This window comes from Tepidibacter hydrothermalis (assembly GCF_029542625.1).
GTDB lineage: Bacteria > Bacillota > Clostridia > Peptostreptococcales > Peptostreptococcaceae > Tepidibacter_A > Tepidibacter_A hydrothermalis.
Genome location: NZ_CP120733.1, coordinates 395,990 through 411,787, shown reverse-complemented (window position 1 = coordinate 411,787; position 15,798 = coordinate 395,990). Strand labels below are relative to the sequence as shown.

The following is a 15,798-nucleotide window of genomic DNA, read 5'->3' as shown; positions in this document are numbered from 1 at the left end:
ATTTAAATCTCCTTTCTAGATACATAGTTCGTATGCAATAAGTGATGAGATTTATGACCAAGAGGTTCTTTTAAAAACTCATCATATAATTTTTTTATAGCTGGATTTTCATGAGATTTTCTTATTTTTAAATTTGAATCATGATCATATATAGATTCTTTTCTCTTTTTATATGCAACATCTCTATGCTCTTCTATCAATAATTTAGGTTGACCTCCACCACTTACACATCCCTCAGGACATGTCATAACTTCTATGAAATGAAAATCACATTTACCCTCTTTTATACTTTCAATTACAGGTATTACATTTTTAAGTCCAGAAACTATTGCTATATTTAAATTTAAATCTCCGACCTCAACAGTAGCTGTTCTTAATCCTTGTCCACCTCTTACAAATTTCAAATCTATATTTGGTATGCTCTTTTTAGTTATTAGTTCATATCCAGTTCTAAGAGCTGCCTCCATAACTCCTCCAGTTGATCCAAATATAGTACCCGCTCCACTATACTCTCCTAGAGGCTTATCAAATTCTTCATCATCTATATTTATAAAATCAATTCCCATATCTTTTATCAAATAAGCAAGTTCTCTAGTAGTTATAACGATATCTACATCTTTATATCCACTACTATTTATCTCTTCTCTATCACATTCAAACTGTTTACAAGTACAAGGCATAACTGCAACGCTTAATATAGTACTTGGATCTATATTATCTATTTCAGCTCCATAAGTTTTAAATATAGTTCCAGCCATTTGTTGTGGAGACTTGCAACTTGATAAATGATTTAAAATTTCTGGATACTCAGTCTCAGCAAACTTAACCCAAGCAGGACAACAAGAAGTAAACATAGGCAAGTTTTTGCCTTCTGTAACTCTCTTTATAAGTTCACTTCCTTCTTCCATTATAGTTAAATCCGCTGCAAAGTTAGTATCATATACTCTATCAAAATTTAATTTTTTAAGAGCTGATGCCATTTTTCCAGGAGTTAACTTACCAAACTCCATACCAAATTCTTCAGCTAATGCAACTCTAACTGCTGGTGCACACTGAACAATCTTATATTTATTATCATCAGATAAATATTTTTTTAATAAATCTACCTGTCCCATATTATAAGCTGCGAATAAAGGTTCCTTAGTACCTTCCAGCATACCTCTTTCTTTTAACTTCAGATCAATAGAAGTTATTTCCGTATCAAATTGAGATGCATAAGAACTGCAAATTTGAACACATTGACCACAAACAACACACTTATGTTCATCTATAGTTTGAACCTTTCCCTGCTCTCCTTTTATAGCACCAACAGGACATACATTAGCACATCGTCTACACCCTGTACATAATTCTTTATCAATATTGATTATAGACATATTACTTAACCTCACTTATTATAGTTGTTTGTAATTTTTTGTAGTATTCATAAGAGCTTGTGCAGCTTTTTTGTTTTTATATTTTTTTTCGTCTAGAGGTTTTACTAACCTTAAAGCATTGTTAGGACAAGTTTTTATGCATGCTTGTTCACCGTTATCTATACATAAATCACATTTGTAGGCAGTACTTTTCACAATTTCTTCTAATCCATTATGTGATTCTTCTTTTAAATTAAATTGTACTACCTCTTTTCCATTATCGTATTGAGGTAAAAGATCTATTGCTCCAAACGGACATGCCATAATACAATTTTTACATCCTATACATTTTTTTTGATCAACTACTATAGTATTATCTATTTGTCTTATAGCTCCAACCGAACAGCTCTTAGCACAAGGTGCATCCTCACATTGTCTACATTGTATAGGCATAGTAACTGAAGGTGTTTTCACAAGATATAATCTAGGAATTACTGCTGTTTCTACAGTTCCAACCGTACATCCGACATTATTATTTTTATTATGAACTGCAAAGCATGCAATTTCACATGCTTTACAACCTATACACTTACTTGAATCAGCTACTACGAATGAGTTTAGATTATTATTCATATATATCACCTTTTTCTAATTGTTGTATTCTATATTTATTTGTATATATGTTCATTTTTTCTTTTCTTACGAAACCAACTAATGTAATTCCTAATTTTTTAGCAAGTTTCACAGATAAATTAGTAGGAGCTGACTTTGATATTATAATTGGTATTTGCATTTTAGCAGATTTTAAAATCATCTCAAAAGATACCCTTCCGCTCAATACGATTATTTTATCTTTTAAATTTATATCCTCTAAGAAAGATTGTCCTATAACTTTATCCACAGCATTATGTCGTGCAACATCTTCATTTATAATAATTATATTTTGTGTATCGCAAAGTGCTACACTATGAACTCCACCCGTTCTTTTGAATATATCTGAGTGAGTTAAATTCTTTTTCATAAATTCATGAACTTTATCTTGTCTCAACTTAATATCACTAGTTACAATCTCACAGTCTATTGAATCTAAAAAATCATTAATACAGTTATTATGATTATTTTGCATATTCAACTTTTTTGACTGAAAATTTTTGATGGTTATATCATCTTTAAGTTGTATTTTTATACATCCTTTGAATTCATCTAATTCAATCGATTGGATATCTTCTTTTTTATGTATTATCTCTTCCGTTCTTAAAAATCCGATTGCCAATTCTTTAAGTTTATCAGGCGTACAAAGTAGTGTAGCCATCTTTTTTTGATTTACATAAATGTTAAGTGGATATTCACAGACTAATTCTTCTTCACAAAGAATCTCTTTGTTTTCTTCAATTTTTATAGCACTATATTTTATAGTCTTATCCATAAATACCCCCTATTTTGATGGTATGATTTTACTTATTTACATTCATTTTTCTTTTTATATCTTCATATTCATCTGCTACATACTGCTTTGCCCAAGCTTGATCATCTATTTTATCAACTCTTATAGCACAATACTTATACTCAGGTGTTTTTGTGATAGGATCAACATGATCACTAGTTAATTCATTACAAGACGCTACCCACCATTGGTAAGTCATAAAAGTAGATCCTTCTTTTACTCTATCAGTAACAAAAGCTTTCGTTACTACGCTTCCTCTTCTCGATGTAACTCTTACAAATTCTTCATGCTCTATTGAAAGATGATTAGCATCCTCAACACTCATTTGTATATATCCTGGCTCATCTGCAAGCGCTTTTAATGCTCTACAGTTTCCAGTCATAGTTCTAACTGAATAATGACCTACTTCTCTTACAGTTGAAAGGCTCAATGGGTACTCTTTATTTGGAAGTTCCATTGGAGGTCTCCACTCAGCTGCAAATAATATTCCTTTTCCATTAGGAGTTGAAAACTTATTTCCTTCATATAAATATGGAGTTCCATCATCTTCCTCATCTAAACACGGCCACTGTATACTTCCTAATTCTTCTATACGTTCATAACTTGCTCCTGCAAAATCAGGACATAAACTTCTCATTTCATCCCAGATTTCCTTAGTATTATTGTATTTCATAGGATATCCCATGGCAGTACCTATCTCGCATATAATCTCCCAATCAGGTTTAACATCCCCTTTAGGTTCTACTGCTTTTCTCATTATTTGGAATCCTCTATCAGCTGATGAGTAAACCCCTTCATGTTCGCCCCATGAAGTAGCAGGAAGTACAACATCTGCATGAAGAGCCGTTTTATTCATAAATATATCTTGCACTATAACAAGGTCTATATTATCTAAAGTTTCTCTTACCTCTGCTGCATTTGGATCACTTTGAACTGGGTCTTCTCCAAATATATAATAAGCTTTTATCTTTTTCTCATGTAATGTTAAATGTGGAACCTCAGTCAGTTTATAACCTGGTTCACTTGGAAGCTGAACTCCCCAAGCCTTTTCAAATTTAGCTCTAATTTTATCATCTGTAACACTTTGGTATCCTGGATATATATTCGGTAATACTCCCATATCACAAGTTCCTTGTACATTATTTTGACCACGAACTGGACCTATTCCAACTGATTCTCTTCCAAAGTTACCAGTTAAAAGAGCTAATGATGCAAGACCCTTAACAACATCAACTGCTTGAGAGAATTGACATACTCCCATACCATAAAGTATCATAGCATTTTTAGCTTTTGCATATTCTCTCATAGATTTTCTTATATCATCAGCTTTAACACCTGTTATACTCTCAGCATATTCAGGTGTATACTTAGATACCATTTCTTTATATTCTTCAAATCCGTCTACGTAATTATCTACATATTCTTTATCATAAAGATTCTCATTAATTAATACATTCGCAAATGCATTAACTAATGCCATATTTGTTCCACCCTTTATAGGTAACCATAGATCAGATATTCTTCCCGTTTCTGTAAGTCTAGGATCTGTAACTATAATTTTTGCTCCCTTTTCTTTTGCTTTTACTATTCTTCTTGCAACAATAGGATGTGAATCTGCTGCGTTATATCCAAATACAAATAATAAATCTGTATTTTCTATTTCAGGTATACTATTTGACATTGCACCATTTCCTAATGAGTAGTCCAGACCGGCTACTGATGGAGCATGTCACACTCTAGCACAATGATCTATATTATTAGTTCCAATTACAGCCCTCATAAATTTTTGCATTATGTAGTTTGCTTCATTTCCAGGTCCTCTTGCAGATCCTGTTCCCATTATAGAATCAGGTCCGTATTTACTTTTTATATCATTAAGTCTAGTAGCTACGAAGTCTATAGCTTCTTTCCATGAAACTTCTTCTAATTCTCCATCTTTTCTTATCATAGGGTGTTTAATTCTTGATGTTAAGATCTTTGGATCATTTAAAAAATCCCATCCATAATACCCCTTCAGACATAGATTTTTTTCATTAGTTCTTCCATCGGCAGCTTCGGCTCTTACTATTTTCCCATCTTTGACTACCAAGTATAATTGGCATCCTCCACCACAATATGGGCAGACCGTTAATATCTTCTCTTCCATCAAACTTTACATCTCCCTTTTATGTCGAGTAATAACTTTCTTTTTTAAATACATATCCCCATTCTAAGAAATATATATTTTCCAGTCAAATACCAAAAATATTCGACAATCCTCCTATTTCGACGAAAAACTAAATTTCCTTTATAATCTTAAATAATGCATTCATTTACTACCTTGTATACATTATACTTATACATTTTTATGTATAAATATAATAATCAATTTTATGAAAATTCACTCTAATCATAGATATATCAATATTTAAATAAACAATTCGTAAAAGTGTTAAGTATTAATATACAAAAAAAAGAGTAAATTTGAAATTCACTCTAAAATCATTACAATAGCATTAAGTTGTTTTTACAATACTAAATTATTCTATTTGTATAATATATTTTAAATGATTATAAATAATTAAATCTCATAATAATATTTCTGTATTTCATTAAATCTTTTTTTATTCAGCCCCATATCAGAATATCCAACTCTTGAAGCTGATCTAAAATGAATAAGCTTGCTATTTTCATCAAAGTAAAACTCTACATCATCTTTAAATTTCATTCCACCTGTTGTAAATACAACATAGATATAATTTTTTTCATTTTTAATTATTTTTGTTCCTTCATAATTATTTATTACATTTATTATTTTAGTTTTTGTTTCTTCTAAATCACCATTAAATTTAAGTGGCTCAACTTTTTTATCTTCAATATCCGTTTGAGAAGATACTGCATTTGGTGAACTTGGCATTTTAGCTAGTTTGCCATCTTTTACACCCAGATTTTTAGGTATAATATTATTCTTAATAACCATCAAAACTATAATCAAAGTTAAAATCGTTAAAAATACTTTCATTTTTATCACTCCTATTTCAGATAAACTTACTTTCTAAAACCATTAATTATTTTTATAAAAGGATTATTTAAAATATTATCAACATAAACCTTCTTTGATATTTTAACTAGTATCTCACTATAAGTTGGATAAGGATGAATCACTTTAGATAATTTAGCAAAGTTTATTCCTAGAGTTTTAACCGTCTGAATTTCTGAAATTATTTCTCCTGCACGATCTCCTAAAACACTAGCACCTAAAACTTTTCCTTTTTTATCACAAATAATTTTCACAATACCCAAACTATCCTCTTTTGTTTTAGCTCTATCAAGTTTATTATAAGTTTCTGTATAAACTCTTATATTATCTTTGTATTTGTCTCTTGCTTCTTTTTCTGTAAGTCCTGCTCTAGCAAGCTCTGGTTCACAAAATGTGCACCATGCAACATGTGAATAATCTATTTTTTTATTTATTGGTAAAAGTGCATTTTGAACAGCAGTTATTCCTTGAACATTCGCCATATGAGAAAATTGATAAGGACCTACAACATCTCCTACAGCATAAATATCTTTAACACTCGTCTCTAAATATTCATTAACTTCAATTCCTTTTCTATTAAACTTAATTTTTATTTGTCCTAAGTTTAAATCACTAATATTAGGAGTTCTACCAAGAGCTAATAATATAGCATCTCCTTCTAATATATCAATCTTATTTTTTCTCTCTACCTTAAGTCTGATTTTGTTATTCACTTCATTAACATCAATAGCTTTAGTTGATGTATATAGATTTACACCTTCATCTACTAGTTTTTCTTCTAATAATTTTACCAATTCCTCTTCTTCTCTAAATAATACCCGATCCATCATCTCGACTAAAGAAACTTTTATTCCTAATCTATTTAAGGCTTGTGATAATTCTACTCCAATTGCTCCTCCACCTAATACTATAATGTTATCTGGTAATTTTTTTTGTATAAATATATTTTCGTTTGTAAAAAAGTTGACTTTATCAAGCCCTTTAATAGGTGGTATAAATGGAGATGAGCCAGTTGAAATAATTATTTTCTTCCCTTTTATTATATTTCCATTTACATCTAGTGTATTTTCATCTACAAACTTTGCAAATCCTTTAATAAAATCTATCCCATCTTTTTCTAATATATCTGGAGTTTCTCCTTCGTATACATTTTGTATTACTTTACGTACTTTTTGTAAAACGTCCTCAGTATCTACTTTTATATCAGCATACTTCTTAGCTGTATGGATATCTTTTGCAATATTTATTAAGGCTTTACTTGGAACACATCCCGACCAAGTACACTCTCCTCCTGGATTATTTTTTTCAATTAATGCTACCTTCTTTCCAAAACCTTTAGCTGTATAAGCTGCAGTTAATCCTCCTGCACCAGCACCTATTATTACTATGTCATATTGATTCATTACTAACCTCCAATTTAATCTCATAAAGTGAAACTTAATTCAGCTGCGTAAGTATCCTAATCATATTATTCTAATACCCAATATATTGCAATTATAACAATCTGATTATAACCATTAGTCTAAGTGTTATATAAAAAAATAGAGATATTTTCATAAAAATATCTCTATTTTTGCAAGATAATATCAATAATTTAGCTAGTTTTTTTATCATATTTTTCCACCTTAGTAATTAAGAATAATATAGTTGGTATTAACCCTGCAGTCACTATTCCTAGATAACTAATATCATCCATTATTTTCTCCACACTATCAACACTCTTAGGTATCTGAGAAACAATAAAAGATAAAACCATTACAATTAATGTAAGAACTTTGAAATTAATGTTTTTAAATAATTTACTAATAAGAAAAGTTGAAGCATATGCCTCTAAAGAAACAGTACACAATATAGACATAATCCATAGCATAAAAAAAATACCGTCTATCCTTTCTAAAAACTGAAGACTTTTGATATCAACTCTTCTTATTGTTGCAAATAACGCATCTTTATAATGAACAATACCATCCACACCCATAACAGAAATACATGATTCTACAATAAGTATGTAAAACATTCCTATAAATCCTATCATCAATGCTGTATATTTAAATATTCGTTTATTATTCTTTTTTTTATTAAAAGATATGATAGTAAGTATTTCTATCCCTAAGAATGGAAATACGGTAACTAAAGTTGCTTTTAAATATGAATGTATCTCTCCTCCAACGAAAAAAGGTTGTAAATTAATTAATTTTCCTTGGGTAAATATTGCTAAATGCATGGGTATAGCACCTAAGATAATAATCAAGCAATATATTTCACAGATCCTTGCAATTACTCCTAGTCTATTTATTACAGCATAATATATAACTAAAAGAAATACTAAACATAGTACCCATACAGGTGTCTTTATTAATACAGTAAGCTTAATAGCTTCAGAAGACATTCTTATTATCATAGTAAAAAGCATAAAGTAATATATTATATATATACACATAAATATAGATGTGATAAATTTTCCAGTTAGTTTATTACTATACTCATATATTGTTTTATTTTTATGAACATATCCAAGGTATGTAATTATATATGTAAAAATCATAGTTATTGCTGTAGCAATTAATAGTGTAAACCAACCTCCTGTACCTGCATTTTCTGTAACTGTTTTAGGGATAACTAAAACACCATATCCTACTACTACTCCAAAAATAATAAAAGCAATTTGTCTATTTGTAAGAGATTCATTCATACAGTTATCTCCTTTACTTGATTTTATATATTCCATCATTGTATATAATTCCCATTAATTCATATATAATTCTAATTATATTATTTTGAATTCATATAAAAAAAGTCATGAGAAAAATCTCATGACTTTTTTAGCTTGTTTTTAAATTTATATCTTCATTTTTTAATTTGTTAAGAAGTTTTCTAGAGAGTATATACGTCACTATTATAGTAAAAAAGTCTGCTACAACTTGACTAAATATTACTCCATCAAGTTCCATAAACTTAGGCAATATCAATATAGCAGGTATTAAGAATATACCTTGTCTTGAAGCTGATAATAAAAAAGCTTCTTTACCTTTTCCAAGAGATTGGAATAAAGATGCATAAACTTGCTGGAATCCAAATAACGGAAATAATATACTTATAACTCTTAAAGTTCTAGATCCTATTGTTACAACATCTGGGTCATTAGTAAATACAGATATTATAGGAGTTGCAAATATCATAAATACTACTGTCATAATAGTAGTAAATGTAGTTGTAGTTCTAAGAGATATCTTAATCGCCTCAAATAATCTAGAATATTTTTTAGCACCGTAGTTATAACCTGCTATAGGCTGAAATCCTTGGTTGTATCCAAATACTACGTAAACTCCTAACGAAAACACCCTAAGACTTACTCCCATAGAAGCTACTGCAGCATCTCCATATGGTCTAGCTGCAACATTTATAAGTCCTAATGATAAACTTGCAAGTGCTTGTCTTGCAAATGTTGCAGATCCTATTTTAAGTATTTCAGAGTACATAGGTTTTGATGGTGCAAAATACTTCTTATTTATCTTTATAAAGCTTTTACCAGATACAAAATAATTTATAAGATATAAAAAAGATAACCCTTGACCTAATACAGTAGCCAGTGCAGCCCCTTTTATTCCCATATCGAATCCGAACATTAAAATAGGATCAAGTGCTATATTTGCAAGAGCTCCTATACTTATAGCTATCATACTAAACTTTGCATTTCCCTCAGCTCTTATCATATTATTAAGAACCATATTTGCTATAGTAAATATAGAACCTATTATAAGTATTCTCGCATAATCCTCAGCAAATAGCATTATAGTATCAGTTGCACCGAAAGCTCTAAGAAGTGGTTGTAAAAAGATTAATCCAAACACAGTAAATGCTAAACTGAATATAATACTAGTTATAAATGTAGTTGTGGTAGTCTTGTCAGCTTGTTCTTTATTTTTCTCACCAAGCAATCTAGATATATAAGATCCCGCTCCTACTCCAAACATCTGTCCTATAGCTGCTATTAACATAAACATTGGAAATACTACAGATACTGCTGCTATTGCACTAGTATTATTTAGCATCCCAACAAACATTGTATCTACTATATTGTAAATTGCATTTATAAGCATAGCTATTATTCCGGGAATCGCAAGCTTAGTCAAAACCTTTCTAACATCAGCTTCTCCCATCATTTTCGCTCTTTTCTCTCTACTTTCCATTTAAATGTCTCCTTTCATTTATGAACTATAAGTACACTCCAAAAGTTCTATTATGAACTTTATATTTTCATCTTTTTCATTCTTATTCTCATTTATAAAAGTTATAATAAGAGTCAATATAGTCTGAGCTAGTTTTTTGTGCATACTATCCTCCAGCTTTATTTCTTGATCTTTATTTATATCCTTTATAATAGTTTGAATATCATTTAATAACTTTTCTTTAATCTGTAAAAATACGTCGTCTTCAAATACATTTTCCTTTATAAGTTCCTTACCTATACCTTGTCTTTTTACAGTTTCTTCGTACAATATAGTTATCATCTCTTTTATTTTTTGTTTACTATCTATCTCTTTATCCATTATAGAGTCGACTTTTTTTAAAGTAGTTTCCCAACTCTTTGTAAATACCTCAGCATAAAGTTTTTTCTTATTTGGATAATAGTTATATAATGTTCCAACTGCTATTTTAGTTTCTTTGGCTATCATCTTCATATCTACTTTTTTATATCCATGTTCACCAAATAATTTTATTGCACTATCAAATATTTTCATGTCTAAATTTTCTATAATTTTAGGCATATATTTCACCTCTCCTATTTTAATTTCTATTAAGTATATAATTTTAACTATATGGATAGCATTATTTATATATCTATTCTATCATAAATCAATTTTTATGAACCTTGATTCATTTAATATGAATTAAGATTCATTATAAATCCTTATCGATCTTAAGTCAATACTTTTTATTAGTATAATCAAAAAATACACAGGGAATTCTCCCCTGTGTATTTTAGTTAATGACCTTTTTTCTTTTGTTTTTTCTTTGCTTGTTTTTTTTCAAAATCTATTTTTTTCTTTAATTCGATTTTTTCTTTAGATAGTTTTTTTCTCTCAACTTTTCTTGATTCATGTTCAAACTTAATTGCTTGTTGAGCTTTAGTGCTAATTCCTCGTTCTTGTGTAGCTTTACGTATTTGTCTTTGAAGTCTTTTAGGATTAATTTTTTTTTCAACTTTGTTATCAATAGCAATCGGTCTACTAAACCTAAGTTTATTATAATTTTTAGATATAAATTCATATATCTCACAACTTTTTGGTTCAGGCCCAAACACTACTTTACAAATTTCAATATTTCCTTCTTCAACTCTTTCAAATACGCCAACCCAAAATTGGGTTTCAAAATAAACTGTTAATTTACCTGATAAAATACTACTCATCTTCCATTCCTCCTGTTTACTAGCCTTTATTAAGAATGGACAACCCCAGGAGGGCAGGTTACTGACAGAAAATCTGCATCCGGACTACCAACCGGATCGTGTTTTTATCTTAAGCCATTATAGAATTTAATATTAACATATTTTTATTAAAATGTAAATTTATCCAAAATAAGAACTCTACAGCTTCTAAATTAAGTTTCACTTTATATATTCCTATTTAAATATTAAAACAAATAGTGGGATATACTATTAACATCTTAATATAAAATTATAAAAAAGGAGTTAAATCATGAAGATTATATATCATTGCGTTGGAGGAACACATTCTTCTGCAACGGCTGCCGCTATTCACTTAAACATCCTTCCTAACGATAGAGTACCTAGCGCAGACGAAATAATGAATATTGGATATTTTGATACTATGCAAAAAAAAGATATGGGTCTTTTGATTTTTAAAGGAACAGACGAGTTTGGAAATGAAGTATATAGCTTGGGTAGACAATTTAATAAAGATTTAGTTTTAAATACAGTAAAAAGTGCATATTCTATATCTAATAAAAATGCAGATGATCTATTATTTATAGACTCTATGACTACAGTAAATACACTTATGAAAATAGGAGGTTTTTCATCTAGAAGACTTCATTTAGTTTCATTTGGTAGACCTATTGTTCTAAAAGGTGCTCAAAAGGCATATAAAGATATAGTAAAATTAGTAAAGGATACCAAAGAACAGTTTCGTTCTTAAGTATCCTTTTTTAATCTCCTATTTATCCGAAAAATAAAAGTTCTAACACTCCATATGAATTAAATTTCACTTTATATATTAGTATGTAAGAACTTAGACTTATAATAATTGTACTCATACCAATGATCATATGATTCTTGTAAGTACTCTTTTTCTTCTTTTATATATTCTTCAACAAGTTTTGTATCTAATTTATACTCATTTTGCTTTATGGCATCTATAGCATCATAGGAAAGATTTCTTATATATTTCTTATCTAATCTACCTGTTTCATTGTATCTTTTTATATTTTTATTAACTATTATTTTATCTATATTCACACAGTTGACTACCATATATATAATCATTATAGATATCAATGAAAATTTGAATACATTAAAATTCTTCTTCCAAATTTTTATTAATCCGTATATCAAAACTATAGATAATGTAAATAAAAATATATGTACATATATTCTAAGTCTTGTAAATCCAAGTGCTCTCTCATATATTGTTAATTTATAATTTGATGAAAAAAGCATATTCCCTGTGAATACTAGTAGTATAGTATAAAATACATTTAAAGTTTTATTTATTTTATCAGATGTTATTTTTACATTTTTCATATTGAATATAAGTATTGAAAAATTTATCAATGCAACTGTTAAAAGTTCAAAAAATCCATGTCTTGCATATCTTGAATAAGAATATCCACTCGGAAGAACGTGCTTATTTCCTCCATAAAGATATGATGATTGTACTATCGAGAATAATAAATATATACCACATAATAAACATAATACAGTTAAAATAGTTACTGGATTTATCCATTTATAATCATCTTTAATTTTGTATTCTTCGCATTCATATTTAAGACTCCATATATATCCAAAAAAGTACATAGAAAAGAATAAAACTACTATTATATCTCCTGTTATATCTGCTAAATTAACTCTTTCAATTATAAACTCATATGCATCTTTTAAATTTCTTATATAATAGTCAAACATCATATCAGCAGATGCCAAAAGCGATATTACTATTATTAAAAGTGGTATAGATACTACTATACCTATTAATACACTTTTTATATTATCATTATTAACCTTTGTTTTGTCATTCTTTACAGCTTGCTTTGAAAAAGAAAATATCTTTTTCATATTACTAAATGAACTATTTAGGAGTCTATTCATAATGTATCTTACACTTGATATCCTCATAAAATCTACATTCTCATATCTTATAGTTATAATATATGCACTTATGGCTATAGGAACTAGGATAAAATTAAATAACCTTATTAAATTATTATTGTAGATACAAAAGTTCAAGCACATTATAAATATAAATAAAAGAATAAAATTACTGAATCTACTCTTCAAATTAACCTTATCTTTAACAGAATATATACAAGCTATAATAAATAAAGATGCAAATATTAGCTCAGATATTCCTATGCTATCTCCATTGTAAAAATACCTAAATATAATTCCTAATAAAACAGATATACTTATAATTTTTAGTTTCTTATCTAAGCTAATACCCGAATCTATTTCATCTTGTATTTTAATATTGATATCTATAATACTTTTATCATTTTCCATATCTATTCCCCCCTTGATTTAAAGCATTATAATAATACCATATTAAGGTATCTTTTTACAATATTATCCTTTGACTTTGTGTAAAAACACTTTTATATGAAAATAGCTTATTTCATCTGGTAAATTTTCTTTTATAGTTTTTAATCCATTGTATCCAATCTTATTTGTTACTTCTTCTATTTGTTTTTCATATTCCTCTGGAAGTAATTGATCTAAGTCCACTTCCATTCCTTCAATTGCACATCTAAATAAATGTTCTTTTGCAGTGGATGGTTCTATACCTCTTTCACTTGCTATTTCCTCTATACTTTTATTTTCATTATACATATTAAAAGTTATCACATGACTTTTTATTTTTTCTTTTTTATTTTCCTTTTCTTGTTTAACTTCTTTAGTCTTTATATTTTTACTTTTTCTATATTCATCTATTTTTTGCATGAATATATCACCGTATTTTTCAAGCTTTGATTGTCCGACTCCTTTTATAGTCAAGAACTCATCTTCACCCTCAGGCATATATGTACTCATCTCTTTAAGTGATGCATCTGAAAATACTATATACGGAGGTATGTTCTCTTTTGTAGATATTTCTTTTCTAAGATCTCTTAATATATCAAATAGCTCGTTTCCAGTGTTGGCTATTTTCTTTACCTTTTTATTTATTTTCATAAAGACCTGTTCCTTACCTTTTAAAACATCTATAGATCTTTTGTTCATTTTGACAACAGGATATTGACCTTGCGACAAGACAAGATAATCATCAGCTATTAACTTGTTTATTATCTCTTGTATTTCCTTTACCGTATATTCTTTTATTATTGAATAAGTACTTAACTTATCTAATCCAAACTTTAATACCTTTTGATTCTTAGATCCTCTTAAAACCTCTGCTATAAGTATAGCTCCGTACTTCTCCTGCATTCTATAAACACAAGAAATTATTTTTTGAGCAAGTACTGTTATATCTTCTTTTTCTTCATTATCATTACATACACTACAGTTTCCACACTTATCATCTACATTTTCCTCACCAAAATACTCTAGTATAGATTTTCTCAAGCAGTTTGATGTATGGCAGTAATCTATCATATCTTGAAGTCTTCTATACTCATATTCTTTTCTTTCTACATTGTGTATAGTCTCTTCTATAAAGAATTTTTGAGTTTGAGTATCTCTTGGATTGAATAAAAGTATACATTCACTTTTTTCTCCATCACGACCTGCACGTCCCGCTTCTTGATAATAACTTTCCATATTTTTAGGCATGTTATTGTGTATTACATATCTTACATTTGACTTGTCTATTCCCATACCGAATGCATTAGTTGCTACAATAACATTTATATTGTCATATGAAAAATCCTCCTGCATCTTGCTTCTTTGCTCATCTGTAAGACCTGCATGGTATATACCTGCTCTATGTCCTTTATTAATTAATGCTTCATATATAGACTCTGCCGCTTTTCTTGTAGATGTATATACTATACCAGTTTGTTCTTTGTTATTCTCAACAAAATCACATATGAATTTTTTAGTATTCTCTCCTCTTATAACTGAAAATGTAAGGTTTTCTCTATCAAATCCACTTATGTATTCATTAGGATCTCTAAGCTTTAATAATTTTTTAATATCATCTTTAACTTCACTTGTAGCAGTTGCTGTAAATGCACAAACTATCGGTCTTTCATTTAAATTCTCTATGGTTTGACTAATTCTTGTGTAGCTTGGTCTAAAATCATGTCCCCATTGAGATACACAGTGAGCCTCATCTATTGCTATTAAAGATACTTTTGCTTCATTTAAAAAGTTCAAAAACTCACCTGAGTTAAGTCTCTCTGGTGCAACATAAACTAGTTTATATTCTTCGTCTTTTGCATCAAATAATCTCTCTGTTATTTCAAGATTTGTTAATGTACTATTTATGTATGTTGATTTTATTCCTATTTCATTAAGTGTATCAACTTGATCTTTCATTAATGATATTAGTGGAGAAATAACTACTGTTATTCCTGATAGTGCCATGGCCGGAACCTGATAACAAAGAGATTTACCAGCACCCGTAGGCATTATTGCTATCGTATCATTTCCTTGTAATATACTATTTATAACCTCTTCTTGTCCTTTTCTAAATCTATCGTATCCAAAATATTTTTTTAATATATTTTTTTGTATATCCATTATATATTTGCTCCTTTAAATTTAATCTACTAATGTTATTATATACTAACATTGTTTTGTA

General features: G+C 28.7%; 13 protein-coding genes. 1 reads left to right on the top strand and 12 read right to left on the bottom strand.

Translation table 11 applies throughout. The annotated features are described in order from the left end of the window. Positions 1–2 precede the first annotated feature (2 nt). The 10 genes from P4S50_RS01695 to P4S50_RS01650 form a co-directional block, all read right to left on the bottom strand. Entirely contained in the window at positions 3–1,376 is a 1,374-nt protein-coding gene (locus P4S50_RS01695; protein WP_277732782.1) for a [FeFe] hydrogenase, group A, read from the bottom strand. An 18-nt stretch (positions 1,377–1,394) separates the two neighbouring features. Next, a complete protein-coding gene (locus P4S50_RS01690; RefSeq protein WP_277732781.1) occupies positions 1,395–1,988 on the bottom strand; it encodes a 4Fe-4S dicluster domain-containing protein in 594 nt (197 codons plus the stop codon). Continuing rightward, positions 1,981–2,781, bottom strand: a complete 801-nt coding sequence (gene fdhD, locus P4S50_RS01685; RefSeq protein ID WP_277732780.1) for a formate dehydrogenase accessory sulfurtransferase FdhD — start codon at positions 2,779–2,781, stop codon at positions 1,981–1,983. Before fdhD ends, P4S50_RS01690 begins: the two co-directional genes overlap by 8 nt. 28 nt (positions 2,782–2,809) lie before the next feature. Next, positions 2,810–4,945 carry a formate dehydrogenase subunit alpha gene (fdhF, locus tag P4S50_RS01680; RefSeq protein ID WP_277734644.1) on the bottom strand — a complete coding sequence of 712 codons (2,136 nt, stop codon included), beginning with the start codon at positions 4,943–4,945 and terminating at the stop codon, positions 2,810–2,812. 414 nt (positions 4,946–5,359) lie between these two features. Then, positions 5,360–5,800: a DUF1499 domain-containing protein gene (locus P4S50_RS01675; RefSeq protein WP_277732779.1), complete on the bottom strand. Its 441-nt coding sequence runs from the start codon at positions 5,798–5,800 to the stop codon at positions 5,360–5,362. Positions 5,801–5,826: 26 nt separating this feature from the next. Next, entirely contained in the window at positions 5,827–7,221 is a 1,395-nt protein-coding gene (locus P4S50_RS01670; protein WP_277732778.1) for a dihydrolipoyl dehydrogenase family protein, read from the bottom strand. Between the two features lie 191 nt (positions 7,222–7,412). Further along, positions 7,413–8,510 carry a GerAB/ArcD/ProY family transporter gene (locus tag P4S50_RS01665; protein ID WP_277732777.1) on the bottom strand — a complete coding sequence of 366 codons (1,098 nt, stop codon included), beginning with the start codon at positions 8,508–8,510 and terminating at the stop codon, positions 7,413–7,415. 130 nt (positions 8,511–8,640) lie between these two features. Beyond that, positions 8,641–10,008, bottom strand: a complete 1,368-nt coding sequence (locus P4S50_RS01660; RefSeq protein WP_277732776.1) for an MATE family efflux transporter — start codon at positions 10,006–10,008, stop codon at positions 8,641–8,643. Positions 10,009–10,026: 18 nt separating this feature from the next. Further along, positions 10,027–10,587, bottom strand: coding sequence for a TetR/AcrR family transcriptional regulator (locus P4S50_RS01655; RefSeq protein WP_277732775.1), 561 nt, complete (start codon positions 10,585–10,587; stop codon positions 10,027–10,029). A 218-nt stretch (positions 10,588–10,805) separates the two neighbouring features. Then, the gene (locus P4S50_RS01650; protein WP_277732774.1) at positions 10,806–11,228 is read right to left on the bottom strand and encodes a YjdF family protein; all 423 of its coding nucleotides are present in this window, start codon (positions 11,226–11,228) and stop codon (positions 10,806–10,808) included. A 289-nt stretch (positions 11,229–11,517) separates the two neighbouring features. Here P4S50_RS01650 and P4S50_RS01645 point away from each other — a divergent pair, with 289 nt between their 5' ends. Then, positions 11,518–11,976, top strand: a complete 459-nt coding sequence (locus P4S50_RS01645; RefSeq protein WP_277732773.1) for a DUF3189 family protein — start codon at positions 11,518–11,520, stop codon at positions 11,974–11,976. 71 nt (positions 11,977–12,047) lie between these two features. Here P4S50_RS01645 and P4S50_RS01640 read toward each other — a convergent pair whose 3' ends face one another. Then, a complete protein-coding gene (locus P4S50_RS01640; protein WP_277732772.1) occupies positions 12,048–13,559 on the bottom strand; it encodes a DUF4153 domain-containing protein in 1,512 nt (503 codons plus the stop codon). Between the two features lie 63 nt (positions 13,560–13,622). After that, complete coding sequence (gene recQ / locus P4S50_RS01635) at positions 13,623–15,737, bottom strand: DNA helicase RecQ (RefSeq protein ID WP_331489681.1); 2,115 nt, start codon at positions 15,735–15,737, stop codon at positions 13,623–13,625. Positions 15,738–15,798: the final 61 nt, after the last annotated feature.